The sequence below is a fragment of the Phyllobacterium brassicacearum genome, from assembly GCF_003010955.1.
Classification (GTDB): Bacteria; Pseudomonadota; Alphaproteobacteria; order Rhizobiales; family Rhizobiaceae; genus Phyllobacterium; species Phyllobacterium brassicacearum.
The window spans coordinates 1-19,848 of record NZ_PGGO01000024.1 but is presented as its reverse complement, the minus strand read 5'-3'; the positions used below and the strand labels follow the sequence as shown (position 1 = coordinate 19,848).

The window sequence follows — 19,848 nt, the reverse complement described above, 5'->3', positions numbered from 1 at the left end:
TCCCCGGCGAGACGACTGAGGTTTCAATGCGAGAAGGGGAAGAGCTTCCAGTTGGCGCGCATCAGGCGCCAGCGATGTACAAGCCCTTCCGGTTCCAGCACGAGGAAAAGGATGATCGCGGCACCCACACTCATCTGCTTTATATAGGCCGTGCCCTGGGAGATCGCCGGCACGAGCGTTGCAAGCGCATTGGCGAAGGTCTCCATGGCCTGCGGCAGCAGCAGGATGAACGCCGCCCCGAGCAGAGAGCCAGAAACCGAGCCGAGGCCGCCGATAATGATGATCGCCAGGAACTCGATCGACAGAATGATCGTGAAGCCCTCCGCTGAGACAAAGCCCAGATAGTGACCGTAGAGGGCACCGGCCAAGCCCGCAAAGAACGAAGCCAGTCCGAACGACAGTATGCGGTAGTGCGTCAGATTGATGCCCATGATCTCGGCGGAGAGATAGTGGTCGCGAACTGCGACCAGTGCCCGCCCGTCCCGAGTGCGGGCCAGGTTTGCAACCCCGACGAACGACACGATCACCCAGAACAGCACCAGATAAAGATAGCGGCCATCGCTGTCGAACTGAAAGCCGAACAGGTTCGCTGTCTCTGCCAGCGAGCCTGAGGTCCCACCGGTGAACCAGTCTGCGCGGGCGAAGAAGTCCTCGAGGATATACTGGCTCGCCAAAGTGGCGATCGCCAAGTAGAGCCCCTTCAGCCGAGCCGCCGGAATGCCGAAGACCATACCCACGGCCATGGTCAGCACCCCGGCCATTGGCATCGACAACAGCACCGGAATGCCCCTTGAGGAGAACCAGGCGGACGCAAAGGCGCCGAATCCGAAAAATGCGCCATGACCAAGCGAGATCTGTCCCGTCATGCCCGTGAGCACGTTCAGGCCGAGAGCAGCGATGCCATAGATGCCGATGATGATGAACTGGCTCAGGATGTAATCGCTGAACAGGAAGGGAGAGACCAGTACGAATAGCACGCCAGCGATCACCGCATTCGTTTCGAACCGCGTGGCAAACAATGTCCGGTCTCCCGCATAGGAGGTCCGGAAATCACCGGTGGGACGAGGATTGGGAACGTGTGTCATGGCGCTATACTCGCTCGATGTTCGGCGTGCCGAACAAGCCGTAGGGTTTGATCATCAAGATCACGAGAAGGACGTAGAACGGGGCGACCGAGTACATGTTGCCGATATGCAGGTACTGACCGTCCACGAACTCCGCCAGGTTTTCGAGCAGGCCGATTGTCAGGCCACCGACAACGGCACCGATGACCGAGTCGAGGCCGCCCACGATCACGGCCGGGAAAACCTTGATGCCGATGAATGACAGGGAATTGGAAACGGCGTTGACAAGGCCGATGACAACGCCCGCAATGCCAGACACCACTGCGGAAATTGCCCATGCCATCGCGAAAACCCGGCCTATCGGAATGCCCAGCGATTGCGATATCTGCTGACTATAGGCTGTCGCCCGCATGGCAAGCCCCCACCGCGAATAGCGGAAGAAGAGAAAGAACATCCCCATCACGGCCACCGAAAGCACGAGGCTCAGGACGTAGGCCGTCTCGACGTTCAGGCCGGCAATCGAAACGACGGACTGGCTGAAGACGTCCGGAAAGCGCACGGCGCTGTTGCCGAAAATCCAGTTCATCAGCGCCCGCATGAAGGTCGAAAGGCCAATCGTCGCCATGATTACCGAGATGACAGGTTCGCCGACCAGAGGCCTCAGCAGGATGATCTGAACAACAACGCCGAAGGCGGTCATGAAGGCCAACGTGAAGAGAAAGGCAAGCCAGAAGGGCAGTCCCATCGATACAACCATGGAAAGGCAGACCCAGGCCCCCATCACCACGAATTCGCCCTGGGCGAAGTTCACAACCTGGGTGGATTTGTAGATCAGCACGAAGCACATGGCGACGATGCCATAGAGCATGCCCACGATGACACCGTTGACCAGAAGCTGGATAAGGAGTTCGGAGTTCATGCGGCTTTGGCCCCCGTTGCAACAATCTTGGCACCATCACGCAGTGTCTCAATGGCCAGGGTCGTAACGACACGCTGCTTGCTGCCATCCTGGAAATGGATGACTGTATCGATGTCGACGTGACTGTCACCGGCATAGATGCGCTCGATGATGCCAGCGTATTTTTCGGCGATCACACCGCGTCGAATCTTCTTGGTGCGCGTCAATTCGCCATCGTCGGCGTCGAGTTCCTTGTAGAGAAGGACGAAGCGGGAGATCCGCTGCAGCGGCGGCAGCGTCGCGTTGACCCGCTCCACCTCAGCACGCAGTAATTCATAGGTTTCCGTCCGGCTCGCGAGATCCGAATAGGTGGTGAAGGAAATGCGCCGTTCCTCTGCCCATTTCGAAACGATAGGAAAGCGAATGCAGATGATCGCGGTCAGATAGGGCCGGTCCTTGCCGAGGATCACGGCCTCTGCAACGAAAGTCGAAAACTTCAGCTTGTTCTCGATAAACTGCGGCGAGAAACGCACTCCCTTGGATGTGCTTGCGAGGTCCTTAGTGCGGTCGACAACGACGAGGTGGCCCTTCGCGGTAAGATAACCCGCATCGCCGGTCCGGAACCAACCTTCCTCCGTGAAGCTTTCCGCTGTTGCCTGCGGGTTGCGATAATAGCCGCTCATCATGTGCGGGTGCCTGGTCAGAACCTCTCCGAGACCCTCTGGGTCTGGATCATGGATCCGCAGGGCACAGCCCGGCATCGGGTAACCGACGGTCTCGTAGTCGACGTCGCTTTCCTGGTGGACGACATAGGCGCCCAAGCCCTCGGTCTGCCCGTAGATCTGCTTGAGGGGAAGGCCCATGATCTGCAAGAAGCGGAAGGTCTCCGGTCCCATGGCAGCGCCGCCGGTCGCAGCCGACGTCAGACGCGAGAAACCGAGACGATCGCGCAAGTGGCGGAACAGCAGCAGATCCGCTGAGGACGAGCGCCGGCTGCCCTTGTCCAGCGCGGCCAGTCCGCGCGCCACGCCCCAATCGTAGACACGCCGCTTCCAGGGACGGGTATCCATGATGCGAGCCCTGACGTCGGCGGCGATACTCTCCCACACGCGGGGCGATAGCAGAACGAAGGTCGGTCCGATTTCGCGCAGATCCTTCATCAGCGTCTGCGCGTCCTCTGGGAAATTCACCTTCATCCGGGAAAGGAAGTTCCAGGCAACCGAGTACATCTGCTCCATCACCCAGGAAAGAGGCAAAACCGCCACATATTCATCGGACGCGCCGCGTGGATCGGCCCGCAAATATGCCGCGGCATGGCCAAGCAGCGCGTCGCCGGTCCATTCGGCGAGTTTCGGATTTGCAGTCGTGCCGGATGTCGTGCACAGAACGGCGACGTCGCCACCGTCCGTCTCCTGTACCATGCGTTCCCATAAGCCTGGCTCGGCCTCGATGCGTTTGCGGCCACGCTCCTCCAGTTCCTCGATTGAGATCAACCGGGGATCATCATATTTTTTCATACCCCGTGTATCGGTATAAACAATGGCGCGCACCGACGGGATGGCATCAGCGAGATTGAGGAGCTTGTCGACCTGCTCTTCATCTTCAGCGACAATTATCGCTGGTTCGGCGTAGTCGGCGAGATAGCGGATCTCGTCCTCAAGCGCATCGCGATAGATGCCGAGGCTCATGGCCCGGCAGGCGTGCGCGGCAACTTCGGCCCAGACCCACTCGGGCCTGTTGTCGCCGATGATACCGACGACGCCCCCTTTCCGGAGCCCAAGCTCCAGGAAGCCTGCCATCATGCGGGAAACATGAACGGCCACATCGGACCAGCTGTAACTGTTCCATATGCCGAACTCCTTCTCCCGTTGGGCGATTTCTTCCGGAAAATGGGCCGCATTGTATTGCAAAAGCTTCGGCAACGTCCGGAGCTTGCGCGGCTCCTTCAAATCGTCGGCGAGCTCCGGCCAGCGGACTTCATCTCCCGAGACGTCAACGCGAATGTCGCTCATGCGATCGCCCTCTCTGCCGTGTCCGCCAATTCGTCGAGCAGTTCGTCCGCCTCGCCCAGATAGGCCTTCTTGACGTGTTCATTCGCCAGCACGGCTTCCGGTGCGCCCGAAGCGATCACCTTGCCGAAGTCGAGAACGGCTACTTGGTCGGACAGGTCCATCACGACACCCATGTCGTGCTCAATCATCAGGATCGTCATCTCGAACTCCTCCCGGAGCGCGATGATGAAGCGGGCCATGTCCTCCTTCTCCTCGAGGTTCATGCCCGCCATCGGTTCATCGAGAAGAATGAGCCGGGGTTCGATGGCCATGGCCCGCGCCAGCTCAACCCGCTTGCGCAGGCCGTAGGAAAGCGTCCCTGCAGGCTCGTGCCGCACATGCTGGATTTCCAGAAAATCGATAATGTCTTCGACAAAGCGGCGCTGCTCGAGCTCTTCGCGCCGGGCTCCTCCGACCCAATAGAGCATGCCGGTCAGGAAATTGTTCCGCAGCTTGTGGTGGCGTCCGACCAGAATGTTGTCCAGAACGCTCATGTGACCGAAAAGCGCAAGGTTCTGGAAGGTGCGACCGATGCCGAGATGGGCACGGTCGTTGACCGAATGTCTCAGAATATCCTCGCCGTTCCAGGTCAGGTTGCCGCTTGTCGGGCGATAGCGGCCCGAAATGCAGTTGAGCATGGATGTCTTACCGGCTCCGTTAGGTCCGATCAGCGAGAACAACCCTCCCTTTCGCACCGCGAAAGACACGTTGCTCAGCGCCTTGAGGCCTCCGAACTGAAGCGAGACGTCATCGACGCGCAACAAGATTTCACCGTTATCTGCCAAGCGCACTCCTCCCGTTCGCTCAGTACAATCCGATTCCACGCCGTTTCTGCGGCGTCTTGAGAGACATCGGACACAATTGTTGCCAGAATTTTTCCAGAAAGGAATTTTTGCAAAATCGATGGACGCCGCTTGGCAAGGCCACACCTGTTCTGTCAGTCTGGTCGAAAGTCAACTGTTGGGAGGAGGCAGATGGCTATGGCAAGTCCTATGACGAACGAGCAGTCCCTGGAGGCGCTGAAGGCGGGCCTGAACTGTATCGATCAAGGCCTGACCCTTTTCGACGCAAACCTCAATCTTGTCTACGTCAACAAGAGCGCCTGCGATTTGCTCGGTTTGTCCGAAGAACTGGCGCGGCCGGGAACCCCGTTCGAGACAATAATCCGCTGGAATGCCGAAAGAGGTGAATACGGCGCCGGCGACGTCGAAACCATGGTCGAAGAACGGGTTCGGGCGGCATGGGAATTCAGACCACACACGCTGGAGAGAGTACGTCCCAACGGCGTCGTCGTTCTCGTATCGGGATGGCCGTTGCCAAGCGGCGGGTTCGCCACGGTCTACTCCGATATCACTGCCCAAAGACGCAGGGAGATGGATCTCGAGCGACGCATTCTGAAGCGCACCGACGAGTTGAGGCAAAGCGAGGAAAGACTGCGCCTCATAGCCAATGAGGTGCCCGCAGGGATTGCCTATGTCGACATTTCCGGTCAGTTCCAGTTCGTCAATGGGCGGTTCGCCAAGGCCTATAACCTTAAGCCTGAGCAGATCATCGGAATGCGGGAGCGGGATCTTCTGCCGCCGGAAGTGTGGGACTATGTTTCCCGTTATTTCGAAAAGGCAATTTGCGGCGAACCCCAGACGTTCGACACCCCTATCACATTTCCCGACGGCCGGCGCCTGGATATCCGCACCTTGCTCAGGCCGGATCGGTCAAGCGACCAGACGATCAACGGCTTTTATGTGCTCAGCGTCAACGTCACTAGGGAAAAGCAGGCACTTGATGCTCTGCTCCAGGCGCAACGGATGGACGCGCTTGGGCAACTCTCGTCCGGCATTGCGCACGATTTCAATAATCTGCTGACGATTATTCTGGGCAATCTGAAGCCGCTTTCGGACCGGATACATGACGAATATCTCAGGAGCGAGATGTTGGAACCGGCGATAAGGGCGACACGAAGGGGTGCTGACTTGATGCGCAGACTTCTCGCTGTCGCCCGCCGTCAACCTATTTCGCCCTCCAAGGTGGACGTTTCCGAATGTGTGGGAGAAATTGCGAAGTTGCTGCGTCCATCACTGGGGGAAGATATTGGGCTGATATGCGAATGCGACGAAAACACGCCTGCAGCCTTTGCCGACCCAGCTCTTCTGGAAACGAGTCTCATTAATCTGGTGATCAATGCCGCCGATGCGATGAACTGCTCCGGCGGATCTATAACTATCCGTACGAGCGCGAATGCAGATGGGGCGGTCGCAATCGCTGTGTCGGACAATGGACCGGGCATGGACGAGACAACGCGCGCTCGAATTTTCGAGCCGTTTTTCTCGACGAAGAGCGACCAGAGCAGAAGCGGTCTTGGGCTGACGATGGTGCATGGCTTCATCACCGATTCGGGCGGCTCGATAGCGGTGGAAAGCGAACCTGGGCGGGGCACCTTCTTCTTGCTGACTTTGCCAGCAGCAACCGGCGCGGTCGCCGGCAGCGAAACCGAGTCGGCACAAGGACCCGAAGGCTATCCGTTGAAGAACAAGCTGGTGCTGCTCGTCGATGACGAACAGGCGGTCAGGCGCGTCTTGCGGCGGGATCTGGTCGCCGCCGGGGCAAGCGTTATCGAATCCGAAAACGGCGCGGAAGGCCTGGAAATCCTGAAGCAAGTCTCCGCCGTCTCCGCCATCGTGTCGGACGTTTCCATGCCCGTGATGGACGGCATCGCGTTGGCAACCGCGGCCCGCAAGCTTCGCGGCAACCTGCCTATCGTGCTTTTGTCCGGTTACGGCGCGGAAGCCGTGAGCAAGGAGTTGCCCGATGGCATCAGCATCATGCACAAGCCTTGCGATGTGACGGCCATCGCTATCGCGTTGGCAAATTCGCAAACATCCTCCTTTGAAAAAGGAGGCCCCAATACGTGAGCACATCCAACTTGATTTATCTTCTGGAGGATGAAGTCGATCTGGCGTCGGTTTTTCGTCGAGCATTGGAAGAATCCGGAACAGAAGTCGAACACTTTCGCCGGCTGCGGGAATTCCGGTCCGCTCTGAAGACTCGCCGCCCATCGCTCTGCATCATCGATCTCGGTCTGCCTGACGGTGACGGGCTTTGCCTGCTGGGGGAAGAACTGGGCTCCGAAGCCATTCCGACGATTGTGGTAAGCGGACGAACATCCCTCAATGCCAAACTCAAGGGACTTGAGCAGGGAGCGGACGACTATCTGTCAAAACCGGTGGAGCCTGCCGAACTCGTCGCACGCGTGAAAACGGTCCTGCGCCGCGCAAGTCGGCAAGAAGGACATGCCGGAATGTCACAGGAAACGACCGAACAGCTCGTGGCCCATTTTGGCGACTGGACCTGTGATTTCGGGCGCTTCGTCCTCACGGACACCGAAGGCAAGCCCTACAAACTCTCTCGGGCCGAGGCGGAACTTCTACGCATCTTCTTGGATACGCAAGGCCGCGTTATAACCCGTGACTACCTGCTACAAACGCTGTTTGCAAATGGCGAGGAACCCTTCGATCGCAGCGTCGATGTGAGGGTCTCACGTCTTCGCAAGAAGCTGGACGGCGGCACCCAGCGGGTTCGGCATATTCGAACCGTTTACGGAGCTGGTTACATATTCACACCCTCTGTTGAGTGGCTAGACACAAAGACGGGTTCCTGAAACCGTCTTGGCTACCACTGTCCGCCGTTACAGGCCGATTGGGACGCCCGATCGCGAGCCTGAAACGCATTAGCTGCGACTCGTACGAGAGATTGGGGACTTCTCCTGTATCGCTTAACCGAATTGCAATCTCGGTCGCAGCCGATCGGGAGCTTGACAAACGCGTAGCGACGACCCTGTTCGAAAACACCGGCCACGAGGCCATGGCGCAGGTAAACTTCCGGATTCTTGGCGCCGCCAGCCGCAGGCAACGAGTACTTGGCCAGCCGATTGGTCAACATTGTCGGTGCGATGCCCAGGCTCTGGCGAAACTCATCAAATCGGGTGGGTCCCGCATGAGAATCGCGCATGATCAGCATGCTCCAGGTGTCGCCGACTGAGGCGAGACTCCTGGCGATTGGACACGGCTGGCTCGAGAGATTTTCATGTCGCCTGAGGGAAATCTCTTGCGCCTTCGACCTCCCGCTGTTGGCTTTGGTCTGTGCCGCGCTGTCAAGGCAAGCATCAAACCAACGAGGACCCTTTCACGGAGCGCCCTAAGCCGAACGCCTCGCGACAATCTCAAATTGATTTTAATCATGGGCTCGACAGTCTCGCCGGAGATCTTTTTTAGTATCGACCGCGCCGCCTTTGTACCAATCATCCGGCGATCGATGCGAACTGTAGTCAGCGACGGATAAGTGTGAGGCGCGAAGTCGAAGTCGCCGAACCCAACGATCGCGACATCCTCAGATATTCTGCAACCCCCCTTGCGATCGCTTCCGTCAGCGCTCCATGGGCCACGACGTCGGAACTTCCAAACACGGCAAGCGATCCCCTTCCCTGGTCAAGCAACTGCGTCAATGCTTTTCGCCCGTCGTTGAAGGTCGAGGGCGACTTCATCTCGATATCGGGGAGCTCCACCCTCGCAACACCAGAGAGCCGTTTAATGAACCCATGCCTGCGCTGAACGGCGCGAGGATCGTTCGCGCCGATTTGCGCATACCGATCATAGCCCTTCGTCATAAGATATTCGGCGACCAAGGCGCCGACATCATAGTGCGAAAAGCCGACGGCGGTATCGAGTGGCGACGGGGTTGAATCCCAAACTTCAACGATCGGCAACCCTGCCCCTGTCAACTTCGCCGCGTTTCCTTCAGATGGGGTGATACCGGTCAGGATGATGCCATCGGGCCGCCGCGCGAGATGGCGCGCGTCAGTTCCATCTCCCGCTGGTGGTCATAGCCGGACAGGCCCGGCAGGAGTTGATAGCCTTCCGCGACGAGTTCGGCGTTCAAACCTTCGATCGCCTCGGCGGAGATCGTGCTGGACACCGATGGAACGATGGCCGCAAACAACCTGGTTCTACGGGACGCAGTCCACCGGCAAGAAAATTCGGCACGTAGCCGGTCCTTGCAATGACCCGTTCGATCGCCTCCAGCGTTGTCGGTTTCACCAGATTGGGCGTGTTGATCGCACACGACACGGTGACGGGAGAGACGCCCGCAAGCTCGGCGATGTCCGCAGCGTCACCGGGCTGGATTGCTCTGATTGGCTGCTCATATTTCGTCTGGCCATGGCCGCTTCAGGTCATTCACGACTTGCAATGCCCTCTTTCGGTTCAGTTGCTGTGAAAGACGGGCGGACGACCTTCCGCTTGCGCGGTCAGGCCTTCGATGAAGTCTTTCGTGCGATAAAGCGCGGCATATTGCGCGCCGAGTTCCGAGAACGCTTCGGCATCACCGGAATCGACGGCCAAATGCGCTGAGGCCAGAGTCGTCGCCACGCCGAGCGGCGCACATACTGCAATCTTGGTGGCGATCTCAATCGCGCGATCAAGGGCACCTTGGGGCGTCTTAACGATCTCCTGCAGGACGCCCATCCGGTATGCATCTTCGGCGGTCCAATGATCTCCAGTGAGCATGTATCGCATCGCATTAACTAATCACAGCCGCGGTGAGGCTCGTGTGCCGAGCTTTAGAGCGCGCTCGACAACGTGATTTCACGCCAGGCCGTGACGGCGATGGCGCGGAGTTGGCGGTGGTCTGCGGCGGCGAGATATTTTCGATGGAGATGGAAAAGGTTGGCGATCTGGCCATGGGCTGAAAACGAAACGTTGACATTGCCGCGGCGACTTGAAGCGCATCATACGCCTCTCTCGTCGCCGCATCGGAAGATGAGAATTTTCAGCGCGATTGTTCAGCCCTTGTGCGAGCGATGCTCGACGCTGGGCATCAACTCGGCTTTTGCGGCGGCGTACGAGCGCAGCTTGTCGGTCACCATTCCCCTTGGCGTGGCGCCCTCGCTTTTGAGCCGCTTGCGCATCAGCCGAAGAGCCGCAATCCTGTTCCCGCGGCATCGCAAAAGAGCGTCGAGAACGTAGCCGTTGGCATCAACAGCGCGCCATAGCCTGTATTTCCCGCCTTTGATCGACACGACCATCTCACCGAGGTGCCATTTGTCGGCGAAGCTGCCGCGAGATCGCCGCCGTAGCTGACAAGCAACCTGAGGTCGAATTTGCCACCCACTCCGACACGGTCTGAAATGACAGATCAATGCCGCGCTCGGCAAGCAGGTCCTCGACATCGCGCAGGCTCAGCGGAAACCGGTAGGGGCCACACCGCGTGGGCAATAATCGAGGCTGGAAAGCGATGGCGTCGGTAATGGCTAAGCGGCTCTTCGGTCATGTTGGGTCGAATGGCATTTCGCTCAGCACAATCCGTCAAAGCGACGCCACCGCTTGGACCTAATAACGCTTTACGTTATCGTGGTGCTGTCAGCCATCACCTATGGGATCCTGTCGGGCGCGGCTGTGTACTGGGGAAGGTGAGAAGACCAGAATGCGAGGACTCTCGCTTGAGATGAGCATTCTGCCTATGCTGAGAGTCGCTTGACGATCTCAAAGTCGATCTCGATCAGTGGCGCAACGGGTTTACCTGCAATCTTGGCCAAGATCGAGCGCGCCGCCTGGGTGCCGATCATGCGGCGGTCAATGCGGACGGTTGTCAACGATGGATAGGTATGCGGCGCAAAGTCCAAATCGCCGAAGCCGATGATCGCGACGTCATCGGGTATCCGGCATCCCCTGGAAATCGCTTCCGTCAATGCTCCGTGAGCAACCACGTCGGAACTTCCAAATACCGCAAGCGAACCAGTTCCACGGTCGAGCAGTTGCGCCAGCGCCTCGCGACCATCGCGGAAGGTCGAGGGAGAGTGCATCTCGATCGCCGGCAGTTCCACGGCGGCGATGCCCAGAAGCCGGTTGATGAAGCCGTCCCTGCGCTGTACGGCGCGCGGATCGTTGGCGCCGATCTGAGCATAGCGATCGTAGCCCTTGGCGAGAAGGAACTCCGCGACCAGTGCGCCGACATCGTAGTGGGAGAAGCCCACGGCTGTATCGAGCGGCGAAGGTGTGGAGTCCCAGATCTCGACGATCGGCAACCCTGCGCCAGTCAGCATCGCCCGCGTCTCTTTCAAATGCGTGATGCCAGTGAGGATGATGCCGTCGGGCCGTCGGGCAAGGATGGCCCGCGTAAGCTCGAGCTCCCTTTGCAGATCATATCCGGAGAGACCCAGCAATAACTGATAGCCTTCCGCCACTAGCTCGGCGTTCAAGCCCTCGATCGCCTCTGCGAAGATCGTGCTCGAAACCGAAGGCACGATTGCCGCGACCAGCCGGGTCCGGCGTGACGCTAATCCACCCGCCAGAAGATTAGGAACGTAACCGGTCTTGGCGATTACCCTCTCGACGGCTTCCCGTGTGCGCGACTTTACCAGCGCGGGTGTATTGATGGCGCGAGAAACAGTGACGGGTGAAACCCCGGCAAGTTTTGCGACGTCCGCCAGGGTAACGGGACCTACCAGGTCGGACTGGGTCGTTTTATCGCGTCTTCTCATCATGAACTCCCGAACAAAATGATTTACGCTTTCATTTTGTCATTACGCAAGGGCATTCGGCAAGTTTTTGTCTGTGCAGAGCTAATATACTGATTTTCAGTGATTAATTTATTGAAGCCTGCGCTTGCCAATATGTCACATCGCTTTAAAATGAAAGCGCTTTCATATCCGGGAGGAGCCGGAGGTCGAGTGTTTTGACGCTGGCGCAAACGGCGCCAATTGAGGAGGAATTCATGATGTTGAAGCGACTGTTCAAGGCGGCTGCCCTTGCCGCGTCCGTCTATGCCGCATTGGCCCCGACGAGCCACGCCGATGATTATCCCAGCAAGACGGTTACCGTCATCGTGCCGTTTGCCGCAGGGGGCAACACCGATGCCTTCGGCCGCCTCGTTGCCGAGCAACTGGATAAACGGCTCGGCCAACGTTTCATCGTGGAAAACAAGCCTGGCGCCGGCGGCAATGTCGGCCTGGGCGATCTCGCACGCGCCGCGCCAGACGGATACACGATCGGCATGGGCACGGTCAGTTCGAATGCCATCAACCAGACCCTGTTCAAGTCCCTTCCCTACGACAAGGAGAAGGGCTTTGCGCCACTGTCGCTGATCGCCATATTGCCGAACGTTCTGGTGGTCAATTCCGAGAAGCTGCCGGTCAATTCGGTTGAGGAACTGATCGAACTGCTCAAGAAGGAGCCGGGCAAGCATACCTATGCTTCCTCTGGCGTCGGAACATCCATCCATCTCGCCGGTGAACTTCTGGCCACCAAGGCCGGGGTCAAGATCACCCATGTGCCCTACAAGGGCAGCAGCCAGGCAATCATGGATGTTGTCGCCGGCCATATCGACTTCATGTTCGACAATATCCCCACGGCTGCCCAGCAGGTCAAGGCCGGCAAGCTGCGCGCGCTGGCCGTCACCAGCCTCGACAAGGCATCGCTGCTGCCCGACGTGCCGACCATGGACAGCGTCATTCCCGGCTTCGAGGCAACCTCGTGGCACGGTATTTTCGCCCCGGCCGGTACGCCCCCAGAAATTCTCGAAAAGCTGAGCAAGGAAGTTCAGGCCATTCTTCACGAGCCGGAGATGAAGGCGAAAATCGAAGGGATGGGCGCGACGCCCGTCGGCAATACCTCCGAGGAATTTGCCAGCTTCATCAAGGACGAAACAGCGAAATGGGCCGAGGTGATCAAGGCGGCGAACATTCCGCTGCAATGACATTTCGTTCGCCGGCCGGGCACAGTCTCGGCCGGCGCCTAATCGTCTCGGGACATTGAAGCCATGTTGCAGATTAGAAATGGCCGCGACTTCATCGGCGGCCTGGGAATGATACTTGTCAGCCTGCTGTTCATCTGGTTTGGTCGGGATTTGGAGGTCGGGAACTCGTTCCAGATGGGACCGGGCTACTTCCCGACGATGCTCAGTCTTCTGCTTGTCGCGATCGGACTGATCATCATTGTCCAATCGCTTGTCGTCATGGGCAAGGACGAACCGGCTGAGCCGGCGAACTGGAAGGCCTTCGGCCTAGTTATCCTGGCGCCAATTTTCTTCGGGCTGGCGATGCCGGGCCTAGGATTGGCTCCGACAATGTTGGCCATGATCGTCGCGGTCAGTTTCGCCAGCAAATATGCAAGCTGGCGCCGGTCAGTGGCGCTTGGCCTGTTCATGGCCGTCTGCTCGGTCGTTCTCTTCACGCGACTTCTGTCGCTGCCCGTTAGCGCCTTCGCGCCGTGGATCCCGATCCTCGGCGGAGCCGGCTGATGCTAACTGATGCCTTCAGCGGGAACTTGTGATGGACATCTTTTCCGATCTGTGGCTTGGAGCCACCACCGCCTTCCAGCCGATAAATCTGGCCTATGGCTTTGTCGGATGCCTGCTCGGCACCGCCATCGGCGTATTGCCTGGACTCGGACCGACAGCGACCATAGCCATGCTGCTGCCGATCACCTTTGGACTGCAGCCGGAATCGGCGCTCATCATGCTCGCCGGCATCTTCTATGGCGCGCAGTATGGTGGTTCTACAACCGCGATCCTTATCAACCTGCCCGGCGAAAGCTCGTCCGTAGTCACCGCGATCGACGGCTACCAGATGGCGCGAAAGGGTCGGGCCGGTCCTGCGCTGGCAACAGCGGCGCTCGGCTCCTTCTTCGCCGGCACTGTGGCGACGGTTCTTCTTGCGGTTGCTGCTCCGCCACTTGCCGCTGTCGCGCTGGAATTCGGACCGGCTGAGTATTTTTCGCTGATGATCCTCGGATTGGTGGCGTCCGTGGCGCTAGCAAGTGGTTCGCTGTCGAAAGCCTTCGCTATGATCGTCTTCGGCCTTCTGCTGGGATCGATCGGGACCGATGTCGAGAGCGGCACCCCACGCTACGTCTTCGACGTGCCGCAGCTCTATGACGGTCTCAATTTTGTCGCCGTCAGCATGGGAATATTCGGCATCTGCGAGATTTTGCGTAATCTCGAGCACGAGCAGGAGCGGTCGGTCGGTGTCAAGAAAGTCACCGGCCTGATGTTGAACCGCGACGATTTCAGACGCATTCGTGGTCCGGTGCTACGCGGCACAGCGCTGGGCTCGCTGCTTGGTGTGTTACCCGGCGGGGGCGCCATGCTCGCCTCGTTTGCGGCTTATGCGATGGAGAAACGCGTTTCGCCGAACCGGGCCGAATTTGGAAAGGGCGCGATCGAGGGCGTGGCGGCGCCGGAGGCGGCCAACAACGCCGGCGCGCAGACGTCGTTCATCCCCATGCTGACCCTTGGCATTCCGGGCAATCCCGTGATGGCCCTGATGGTCGGTGCAATGATCCTGCAGGGCATCACGCCAGGGCCGAATGTGATCTCAGACGAACCGGCGCTGTTTTGGGGCATGATCGTTTCGATGTGGTCGGGGAACCTGATGCTGGTTATCCTCAACCTGCCGCTGATCGGCCTTTGGGTCCGTATGCTGACCATCCCCTATCATCTGCTGTTTCCGGCGATCATCGGCTTCTGCTGCATCGGTGCCTACAGCATCAATAACAGTGTTTTCGACGTGTTCATCATGGCCGGTTTCAGCGTGATCGGGTTTGCACTCAGCAAGCTGCGGTTCGAACCCGCGCCATTGCTGCTCGGTTTCATTCTAGGGCCGATGCTCGAGGAAAATCTGCGGCGCGCCATGCTCATCAGCCAAGGCGATCCGACCGTCTTCGTCCGAAGCCCGCTCAGCCTCGCGCTGCTCGTAGCGGCCATGATCGTTCTCGCACTAGTCCTCGCGCCGAGCATCAGCCGCAAACGTGACGAAGCATTTACGGAATGACCGGCGCGACGACACCAGACAGAAGGATGGACGGTATAATGACTTCAGATCTTCGTTCCGCCCTGAGGGGCATCTCGGGTATTCTGGTCACCCCCTACGACAAGACGGGCGAGATCGATCCGGTGCGCCAGAAGGCGATCGTCGACAAGGCAATTGCTGTGGGCGTTCACATCCTTGTCGCCAATGGGAATACGGGCGAGTTCTATGCGCTGACGATCGACGAGGCCGAGACCATGGCAAGAGCGTCGGCGGAATATGTGGGCGGGCGTGTGCCCCTATTGGCAGGAGTGGGGCGCGGCGTGCGCGACGCCTGCCGGTTGGCGCGGACCTCGCGGGAAGCAGGCGCCGCAGCGTTGATGATCCACCAACCGCCAGATCCCTTTTCCGCACCGCGCGGCCTGGTTGACTACGTGCGCGCGGTCGCCGACGCCGCCGAAGGACTGCCGATCGTGCTTTACCTTCGAAACGATGCCATCGGCATCAAGGCGATCCGGGAGCTTTGCGAACTGCCCTCCGTCATCGGCGTCAAATGGGCCACGCCCAATCCGCTGAAGCTGGCCGAGGCGATCGGCGCCACCGATCCCGGCATCGTCTGGGTCGGCGGGCTTGCCGAAGTTTGGGCGCCGGCCTTCTACGCGGTCGGTGCACGCGGCTTTACATCAGGTCTCATCAATGTCTGGCCGCAGCGCTCGGTTGCCATTCATACAGCCCTTGAAGCCGGGGATTACCGCGCGGCCAACAGGCTGATTGCCGGGATGAAAGCCTTCGAGGATATCCGCGCCGAGGAGTTGAATGGCACCAATGTCACCGGCGTGAAGGCCGCGCTGGCCGCCATCGGCCATGATTGCGGGGCGACGCGTGCGCCGTCGGCCTGGCCGCTGACTGATACCCAACAAGCAACGCTGCACGCATTCATCAATTCAAATGAAATCCGCTTCTGAGCGATAGCAAGGCGGTCCAAGCGAAACCGGAGGCGCAGATGACACTGAGAAAAACCTACGAACAATTGCGATCGGCGCGCTGGATGGTTCCCGACGACCAGCGTTCCTTCGGCCACCGCTCGCGGACCATGCAGATGGGCTACGACGCGGCAGACTGGGAGGGGCGGCCGATCGTCGCGATCCTCAACACCTGGTCGGATGCGCAGCCCTGCCACATGCATTTCAAGGATCGGGTGGAATGGGTGAAGCGCGGCGTGCTGCAAGCCGGCGGTTTTCCGATGGAACTTCCGGCGCTGTCGCTGTCGGAGAACTTCGTCAAGCCCACCACCATGCTCTATCGCAACATGCTGGCGATGGAGGCGGAAGAACTGCTGCGCTCACACCCGGTCGATGGCGCCGTGCTGATGGGCGGCTGCGACAAGACCACACCCGCCCTGATCATGGGCGCGCTCAGCATGGGCCTGCCCTTCATCTTTCTTCCGGCCGGCCCGATGCTGCGCGGCAATTACGCCGGCAAGTATCTGGGCTCCGGCACCGACGGCTTCAAATACTGGGACGAGCGCCGGGCCGGCACCATCTCGAAGGTGGAATGGCAGGGCATCGAGGGCGGGATCGCCCGCTCCTACGGCCACTGCATGACCATGGGAACCGCCTCGACCATGACGGCGATCGCCGAGGCCATGGGGCTGACTCTACCGGGCGCATCCTCCATTCCGGCAGCGGATGCCGGCCATCAGCGCATGTCGACGCAATGCGGCCGCCGTATCGTCGAGATGATCTGGGAGGACCTGACGCCGGTCCGGATCGTTACGCCCGTCGCGGTGGAGAATGCCGTGACCGTCGCCATGGCAACGGGCTGCTCGACGAATGCGATAATTCATGTGATCGCCATGGCGCGGCGCGCCGGCATTCCGCTGGAACTCGACGACCTCGACCGTATCGGCCGGACCACGCCTGTCATCGCCAACATCAGGCCATCCGGTACGTCCTACCTGATGGAGGATTTCTACTATGCCGGCGGCCTGCGCGCCCTGATGAAGCAGCTCGGCGACAAGCTCGACAGTTCGGCGATCACCGTCACCGGCACGCCGCTGACCGACGGGCTTGAAGAGGTGAAGATCTGGAACGAGGACGTGATCCGGCCTCTGACCAACCCCGTCTATCACGAAGGCTCGTTGGCCGTCCTGAAGGGCAATCTCTGCCCGGATGGCGCCGTTATCAAGCCCGCCGCCTGCGATCCCAAATTCCATCTGCACAAGGGACCCGCGCTGGTGGCCGACAGCTACGCCGAGCTCAAGAAGATCATAGACGATCCCGACTATCCGCTGACGCCGGACACGGTACTGGTACTGCGCAATGCCGGCCCCCAAGGCGGGCCGGGCATGCCGGAATGGGGCATGATTCCCATGCCGAAGGCCCTGCTGAAGCTTGGCCTGCGCGACATGATGCGGATATCGGATGCCCGCATGTCGGGCACGTCCTTCGGCGCTTGCGTGCTGCATGCGGCTCCCGAAGCCTATGTCGGCGGGCCGCTTGCGCTACTCAGAACCGGCGACATGGTGGAGATGGACATCCCGGCGCGCAGCCTCAATATGCTCGTCACGGACGAGGAATTGAATGCACGACGCGCCGCTTGGATGCCGCCGCCGCCACGCTATGGCCGGGGCTACGGCCTGATGTTTTCCAAGCATATCGAGCAGGCCGACAAGGGCTGCGACTTCGATTTCCTCAAGACCGACTTCGGCCCCAAGGTCGATGAACCGGTGATCAACTGACCAGATCCGGAGATGAACATGACCGACTACGTATTATCCGATTCGACCCGTGCCAAGCTGATGAAGGTCTCGACGGCATCTGTGGCGACCGCCCTCTACAAGAGGGGCCTTCGCAACCAGTTCATCCAGAATGTCCATCCTGTGGCCTGGAAGGGGGTCAACATGGTCGGCCAGGCCTTCACGCTGCGTTACATTCCGGCGCGTGAGGACCGCAATGCGATCACCGTGTTCCGCAATGCCGACCACCCACAGCGGGTGGCGGTGGAGACCTGCCCGGCAGGCCATGTGCTTGTGATGGACAGCCGCAAGGATGCCCGAGCGGCATCCGCCGGGTCGATCCTCGTCACCCGGCTTGCCATGCGCGGTTGCGCCGGCGTCGTCTCCGATGGAGGTTTTCGAGATGCCGAGGGTATCGGCAAGCTCGACATGCCGGCCTATCACCAACGGCCATCGGCGCCGACCAACCTGACGCTGCACGAGGCGCTCGACATCAACGTGCCGATATCTTGCGGCGACGCCCCGGTGTTTCCCGGCGACGTGATGCTGGGCGACGGCGACGGCGTGATGGTGATCCCGGCGCATCTGGCCGACGAGATCGCGGACGAATGCATCGGAATGGAAAGCTTCGAGGATTTCGTGCTGGAGCAGGTAGTCGCAGGCGCCGCTGTCATTGGTCTTTATCCGCCAACAACGGACAAGGCTCAGTCCGATTATGAGGAATGGAAAGACCGAACACAGCGATAGGGTGGCGTCGCCTTAACGGATCGTGCTTAGCCAAATGCTATTCGACCAGGATGGCCGAGGAGCCGATTGGGTCGAGTTTATCGCTGGGGCCTACTTAGATGTCGCTTTGCCTTTAATTCGGTTCTTCCTCAAATTGTGTGGTTAACAGACAATTAGTGGGCGCATTGCTATCTGCGTTTATGCGAACGAAATCGAAACGGACGCCCGGCCCAGGGGTCAGAGTTCCGGGTATCACTCTTCAAGATGAAGGAAATTGGGTTGTTTCCGCCGCTGCGAAACCAATCGGAGTCTGCCCGGATTGTGGAACGCGAAGCCGTTACCGGCACGGTTGGCACAACCGCAGCCTCCAGGACTTGCCAGTTCAGGGCCAAGTCGTGAAAATTAAGCTCACACTGAATCGATGGCAGTGTAGACAGCTGAAATGCCGGCGGCGAACCTTCGTAGACCGTTGCCCAAGATTGCTTTACCCTACACGCGCCGAACAGCAAGGATGGATGATATTTCCACAGAAGAGCGCGCTCCGGAACCGGTTCGTGATCCCGATACCGGCCATGTAATTTCTTCCGTTATTGCCGCAGCTTTGTGCATGAAGCCGCGCCTGCTGACCAACCGGCAAGCGAGAAAAGTCGATGCCTTGAAGAAAGGCTCAGAGGCGTTCGCCAAGATGCGGACCTTGGCCATGCGCTTCAGCGGCATCTTACGTAGTAGAAATGCGAGTGCGCTGGATGAATGGATTGACAATGCCATCGAAACCAATCTCATCGCAATCATGCGTTTCGCCAGTGCTGCCATTTTAATCACAGAAATTGAGGAAAGAGCAAAGCGACACCAGTTCCCGTATCAGGAGGGCAGCACGCTGAACGCGAGCGGCATCAATTACGGAATGCTCCGCCAGCAGGAGGCACTCAAGCGGCTCAACGAGCTGGAGCGCCTGAGACCTCAGTGAATGTCAAGGCGGCCACATTGGCCTCCCTGCTGTTCTGATGACGAGTTACAGCGAGGATACAATGGACGATGTCGTGCCGCTAGCGGCACTGTAGTGACGTTCGCCCAACATCACTGGGCTACTTGGGATCAATGAAAAGGTGGTTTGCAGCCATCTGTCTCGGCTGGTCTTAAATAAGGGATGTGCTGCGGTGCTGAGCACGCAGCCCGGGGGCACTGGCCAATAGAGTGGTGTAGCCGAGATCGCTCGACAGAAGCTGTGCAGGTGTCGGACGCACAAGCGTGGCATGCCAGTTGTCGCTTTGCCTCTAAATCTGAGACACAATGCGCTGGACGTCATTTCTTGCCTTTAAATGTGAGATTTCGCCGCCGTCGGGTCGGTATCCCTCAATCCTGAAGGACCTGACCTTTGCTCTAGAGCGTTTCATGTTTTCACCGAAGCGTATCCTGCGTTGGTAAAGTAGTTGGCGCATTCGTCTGGTTCGATGGTGTTGGCGAGGTAGCCGAGATGGCGCCAGGTGTCGTCGACGGTTCGCTTTTGAGCCTGGCGCATCCAGTGCTTGATCTTGGCAAAGACCTGTTCGATCGGATTGAGGTCGGGGGAATATTTC

20 protein-coding genes and 4 pseudogenes are annotated in these 19,848 nt (G+C 59.3%); 11 read left to right on the top strand and 13 right to left on the bottom strand.

Annotated features, from left to right (window positions below; all coding sequences use genetic code 11):
• Nucleotides 1–23 precede the first annotated feature (23 nt).
• From CU102_RS23520 to CU102_RS23505, 4 genes are read right to left on the bottom strand one after another with little or no spacing between them, the layout of a single operon-like run.
• Nucleotides 24–1,085 (bottom strand): branched-chain amino acid ABC transporter permease, encoded by a 1,062-nt coding sequence (locus CU102_RS23520; RefSeq protein ID WP_106713517.1) that lies wholly within the window; start codon nucleotides 1,083–1,085, stop codon nucleotides 24–26.
• Nucleotides 1,086–1,089: 4 nt separating this feature from the next.
• Complete coding sequence (locus CU102_RS23515) at nucleotides 1,090–1,983, bottom strand: branched-chain amino acid ABC transporter permease (protein ID WP_106713516.1); 894 nt, start codon at nucleotides 1,981–1,983, stop codon at nucleotides 1,090–1,092.
• Nucleotides 1,980–3,974 (bottom strand): AMP-binding protein, encoded by a 1,995-nt coding sequence (locus CU102_RS23510; protein ID WP_106713515.1) that lies wholly within the window; start codon nucleotides 3,972–3,974, stop codon nucleotides 1,980–1,982. Before CU102_RS23510 ends, CU102_RS23515 begins: the two co-directional genes overlap by 4 nt.
• The gene (locus tag CU102_RS23505) at nucleotides 3,971–4,774 is read right to left on the bottom strand and encodes an ABC transporter ATP-binding protein (protein WP_425351595.1); all 804 of its coding nucleotides are present in this window, start codon (nucleotides 4,772–4,774) and stop codon (nucleotides 3,971–3,973) included. The genes CU102_RS23510 and CU102_RS23505 overlap by 4 nt, the downstream gene beginning before the upstream one ends.
• A 213-nt stretch (nucleotides 4,775–4,987) precedes the next feature.
• Here CU102_RS23505 and CU102_RS23500 point away from each other — a divergent pair, with 213 nt between their 5' ends.
• Both CU102_RS23500 and CU102_RS23495 read left to right on the top strand, forming a co-directional pair.
• Complete coding sequence (locus CU102_RS23500) at nucleotides 4,988–6,922, top strand: hybrid sensor histidine kinase/response regulator (protein WP_106713514.1); 1,935 nt, start codon at nucleotides 4,988–4,990, stop codon at nucleotides 6,920–6,922.
• Complete coding sequence (locus tag CU102_RS23495; RefSeq protein ID WP_106713513.1) at nucleotides 6,919–7,668, top strand: response regulator transcription factor; 750 nt, start codon at nucleotides 6,919–6,921, stop codon at nucleotides 7,666–7,668. The genes CU102_RS23500 and CU102_RS23495 overlap by 4 nt, the downstream gene beginning before the upstream one ends.
• A gap of 260 nt (nucleotides 7,669–7,928) precedes the next feature.
• Here the strand turns inward: CU102_RS23495 and CU102_RS23490 are convergent.
• From CU102_RS23490 to CU102_RS30550, 5 genes and pseudogenes are all read right to left on the bottom strand, one after another.
• A pseudogene (locus CU102_RS23490) lies at nucleotides 7,929–8,066 on the bottom strand (winged helix-turn-helix transcriptional regulator); the annotation flags it as partial.
• Nucleotides 8,021–8,386, bottom strand: a complete 366-nt coding sequence (locus tag CU102_RS30565; protein WP_245425502.1) for a type 1 periplasmic-binding domain-containing protein — start codon at nucleotides 8,384–8,386, stop codon at nucleotides 8,021–8,023. The gene CU102_RS30565 and the pseudogene CU102_RS23490, both read right to left, overlap by 46 nt.
• Nucleotides 8,335–8,817, bottom strand: a complete 483-nt coding sequence (locus CU102_RS30560) for a type 1 periplasmic-binding domain-containing protein (RefSeq protein WP_245425501.1) — start codon at nucleotides 8,815–8,817, stop codon at nucleotides 8,335–8,337. The genes CU102_RS30565 and CU102_RS30560 overlap by 52 nt, the downstream gene beginning before the upstream one ends.
• 5 nt (nucleotides 8,818–8,822) lie before the next feature.
• Entirely contained in the window at nucleotides 8,823–9,005 is a 183-nt protein-coding gene (locus CU102_RS30555) for a hypothetical protein (protein WP_245425504.1), read from the bottom strand.
• Nucleotides 8,942–9,133, bottom strand: coding sequence for a hypothetical protein (locus CU102_RS30550; RefSeq protein ID WP_245425497.1), 192 nt, complete (start codon nucleotides 9,131–9,133; stop codon nucleotides 8,942–8,944). Before CU102_RS30550 ends, CU102_RS30555 begins: the two co-directional genes overlap by 64 nt.
• On the opposite strand from CU102_RS30550, the gene CU102_RS30545 reads away from it, so the two are divergent.
• The gene (locus CU102_RS30545; RefSeq protein ID WP_245425503.1) at nucleotides 9,066–9,281 is read left to right on the top strand and encodes a hypothetical protein; all 216 of its coding nucleotides are present in this window, start codon (nucleotides 9,066–9,068) and stop codon (nucleotides 9,279–9,281) included. The two genes, CU102_RS30550 and CU102_RS30545, sit on opposite strands and share 68 nt — an antisense overlap.
• Here CU102_RS30545 and CU102_RS23480 read toward each other — a convergent pair.
• From CU102_RS23480 to CU102_RS23470, 3 genes and pseudogenes are all read right to left on the bottom strand, one after another.
• Nucleotides 9,269–9,571, bottom strand: a complete 303-nt coding sequence (locus CU102_RS23480; RefSeq protein ID WP_245425496.1) for an enoyl-CoA hydratase-related protein — start codon at nucleotides 9,569–9,571, stop codon at nucleotides 9,269–9,271. The two genes, CU102_RS30545 and CU102_RS23480, sit on opposite strands and share 13 nt — an antisense overlap.
• A gap of 53 nt (nucleotides 9,572–9,624) precedes the next feature.
• Nucleotides 9,625–10,334 (bottom strand): annotated as a pseudogene (locus CU102_RS23475) (IS6 family transposase).
• A gap of 187 nt (nucleotides 10,335–10,521) precedes the next feature.
• A complete protein-coding gene (locus CU102_RS23470; RefSeq protein WP_245425495.1) occupies nucleotides 10,522–11,547 on the bottom strand; it encodes a LacI family DNA-binding transcriptional regulator in 1,026 nt (341 codons plus the stop codon).
• 230 nt (nucleotides 11,548–11,777) lie between these two features.
• Between CU102_RS23470 and CU102_RS23465 the strand changes: the two genes are divergently transcribed.
• The 8 genes and pseudogenes from CU102_RS23465 to CU102_RS30535 all read left to right on the top strand — a co-directional run.
• On the top strand, nucleotides 11,778–12,758 hold the full coding sequence (locus tag CU102_RS23465; RefSeq protein ID WP_106713571.1) for a Bug family tripartite tricarboxylate transporter substrate binding protein: 981 nt from the start codon (nucleotides 11,778–11,780) through the stop codon (nucleotides 12,756–12,758).
• A 63-nt stretch (nucleotides 12,759–12,821) separates the two neighbouring features.
• Nucleotides 12,822–13,301, top strand: coding sequence for a tripartite tricarboxylate transporter TctB family protein (locus tag CU102_RS23460; RefSeq protein ID WP_106713512.1), 480 nt, complete (start codon nucleotides 12,822–12,824; stop codon nucleotides 13,299–13,301).
• A gap of 31 nt (nucleotides 13,302–13,332) precedes the next feature.
• Nucleotides 13,333–14,832, top strand: coding sequence for a tripartite tricarboxylate transporter permease (locus tag CU102_RS23455; protein ID WP_106713511.1), 1,500 nt, complete (start codon nucleotides 13,333–13,335; stop codon nucleotides 14,830–14,832).
• Between the two features lie 38 nt (nucleotides 14,833–14,870).
• Nucleotides 14,871–15,773, top strand: a complete 903-nt coding sequence (locus tag CU102_RS23450) for a dihydrodipicolinate synthase family protein (RefSeq protein WP_106713570.1) — start codon at nucleotides 14,871–14,873, stop codon at nucleotides 15,771–15,773.
• Nucleotides 15,774–15,811: 38 nt separating this feature from the next.
• Nucleotides 15,812–17,548: an L-arabinonate dehydratase gene (araD, locus tag CU102_RS23445; RefSeq protein ID WP_106713510.1), complete on the top strand. Its 1,737-nt coding sequence runs from the start codon at nucleotides 15,812–15,814 to the stop codon at nucleotides 17,546–17,548.
• 18 nt (nucleotides 17,549–17,566) lie between these two features.
• Nucleotides 17,567–18,292 (top strand): ribonuclease activity regulator RraA, encoded by a 726-nt coding sequence (locus tag CU102_RS23440; protein ID WP_106713569.1) that lies wholly within the window; start codon nucleotides 17,567–17,569, stop codon nucleotides 18,290–18,292.
• 179 nt (nucleotides 18,293–18,471) lie between these two features.
• Entirely contained in the window at nucleotides 18,472–18,849 is a 378-nt protein-coding gene (locus CU102_RS30540; protein ID WP_245425500.1) for a transposase family protein, read from the top strand.
• Nucleotides 18,813–19,080: pseudogene (locus CU102_RS30535) on the top strand (ISL3 family transposase); the annotation flags it as partial. The gene CU102_RS30540 and the pseudogene CU102_RS30535, both read left to right, overlap by 37 nt.
• A 581-nt stretch (nucleotides 19,081–19,661) precedes the next feature.
• On the opposite strand, the pseudogene CU102_RS23430 reads toward CU102_RS30535, so the two are convergent.
• Nucleotides 19,662–19,848, bottom strand: a pseudogene (locus CU102_RS23430) (IS630 family transposase); the annotation flags it as partial.

Excerpts from the sequence above, each read along its gene's own strand:
- CU102_RS23520 (WP_106713517.1), bottom strand. The coding sequence starts at position 1,085 with ATGACACACGTTCCCAATCCTCGTCCCACCGGTGATTTCCGGACCTCC.
- CU102_RS23515 (WP_106713516.1), bottom strand. The coding sequence starts at position 1,983 with ATGAACTCCGAACTCCTTATCCAGCTTCTGGTCAACGGTGTCATCGTG.
- CU102_RS23510 (WP_106713515.1), bottom strand. The coding sequence starts at position 3,974 with ATGAGCGACATTCGCGTTGACGTCTCGGGAGATGAAGTCCGCTGGCCG.
- CU102_RS23500 (WP_106713514.1), top strand. The coding sequence starts at position 4,988 with ATGGCTATGGCAAGTCCTATGACGAACGAGCAGTCCCTGGAGGCGCTG.
- CU102_RS30545 (WP_245425503.1), top strand. The coding sequence starts at position 9,066 with ATGACCCGTTCGATCGCCTCCAGCGTTGTCGGTTTCACCAGATTGGGC.
- CU102_RS23480 (WP_245425496.1), bottom strand. The coding sequence starts at position 9,571 with ATGCTCACTGGAGATCATTGGACCGCCGAAGATGCATACCGGATGGGC.
- CU102_RS23470 (WP_245425495.1), bottom strand. The coding sequence starts at position 11,547 with ATGATGAGAAGACGCGATAAAACGACCCAGTCCGACCTGGTAGGTCCC.
- CU102_RS23465 (WP_106713571.1), top strand. The coding sequence starts at position 11,778 with ATGATGTTGAAGCGACTGTTCAAGGCGGCTGCCCTTGCCGCGTCCGTC.
- CU102_RS23460 (WP_106713512.1), top strand. The coding sequence starts at position 12,822 with ATGTTGCAGATTAGAAATGGCCGCGACTTCATCGGCGGCCTGGGAATG.
- CU102_RS23455 (WP_106713511.1), top strand. The coding sequence starts at position 13,333 with ATGGACATCTTTTCCGATCTGTGGCTTGGAGCCACCACCGCCTTCCAG.
- CU102_RS23450 (WP_106713570.1), top strand. The coding sequence starts at position 14,871 with ATGACTTCAGATCTTCGTTCCGCCCTGAGGGGCATCTCGGGTATTCTG.
- araD (WP_106713510.1), top strand. The coding sequence starts at position 15,812 with ATGACACTGAGAAAAACCTACGAACAATTGCGATCGGCGCGCTGGATG.
- CU102_RS23440 (WP_106713569.1), top strand. The coding sequence starts at position 17,567 with ATGACCGACTACGTATTATCCGATTCGACCCGTGCCAAGCTGATGAAG.
- CU102_RS30540 (WP_245425500.1), top strand. The coding sequence starts at position 18,472 with ATGCGAACGAAATCGAAACGGACGCCCGGCCCAGGGGTCAGAGTTCCG.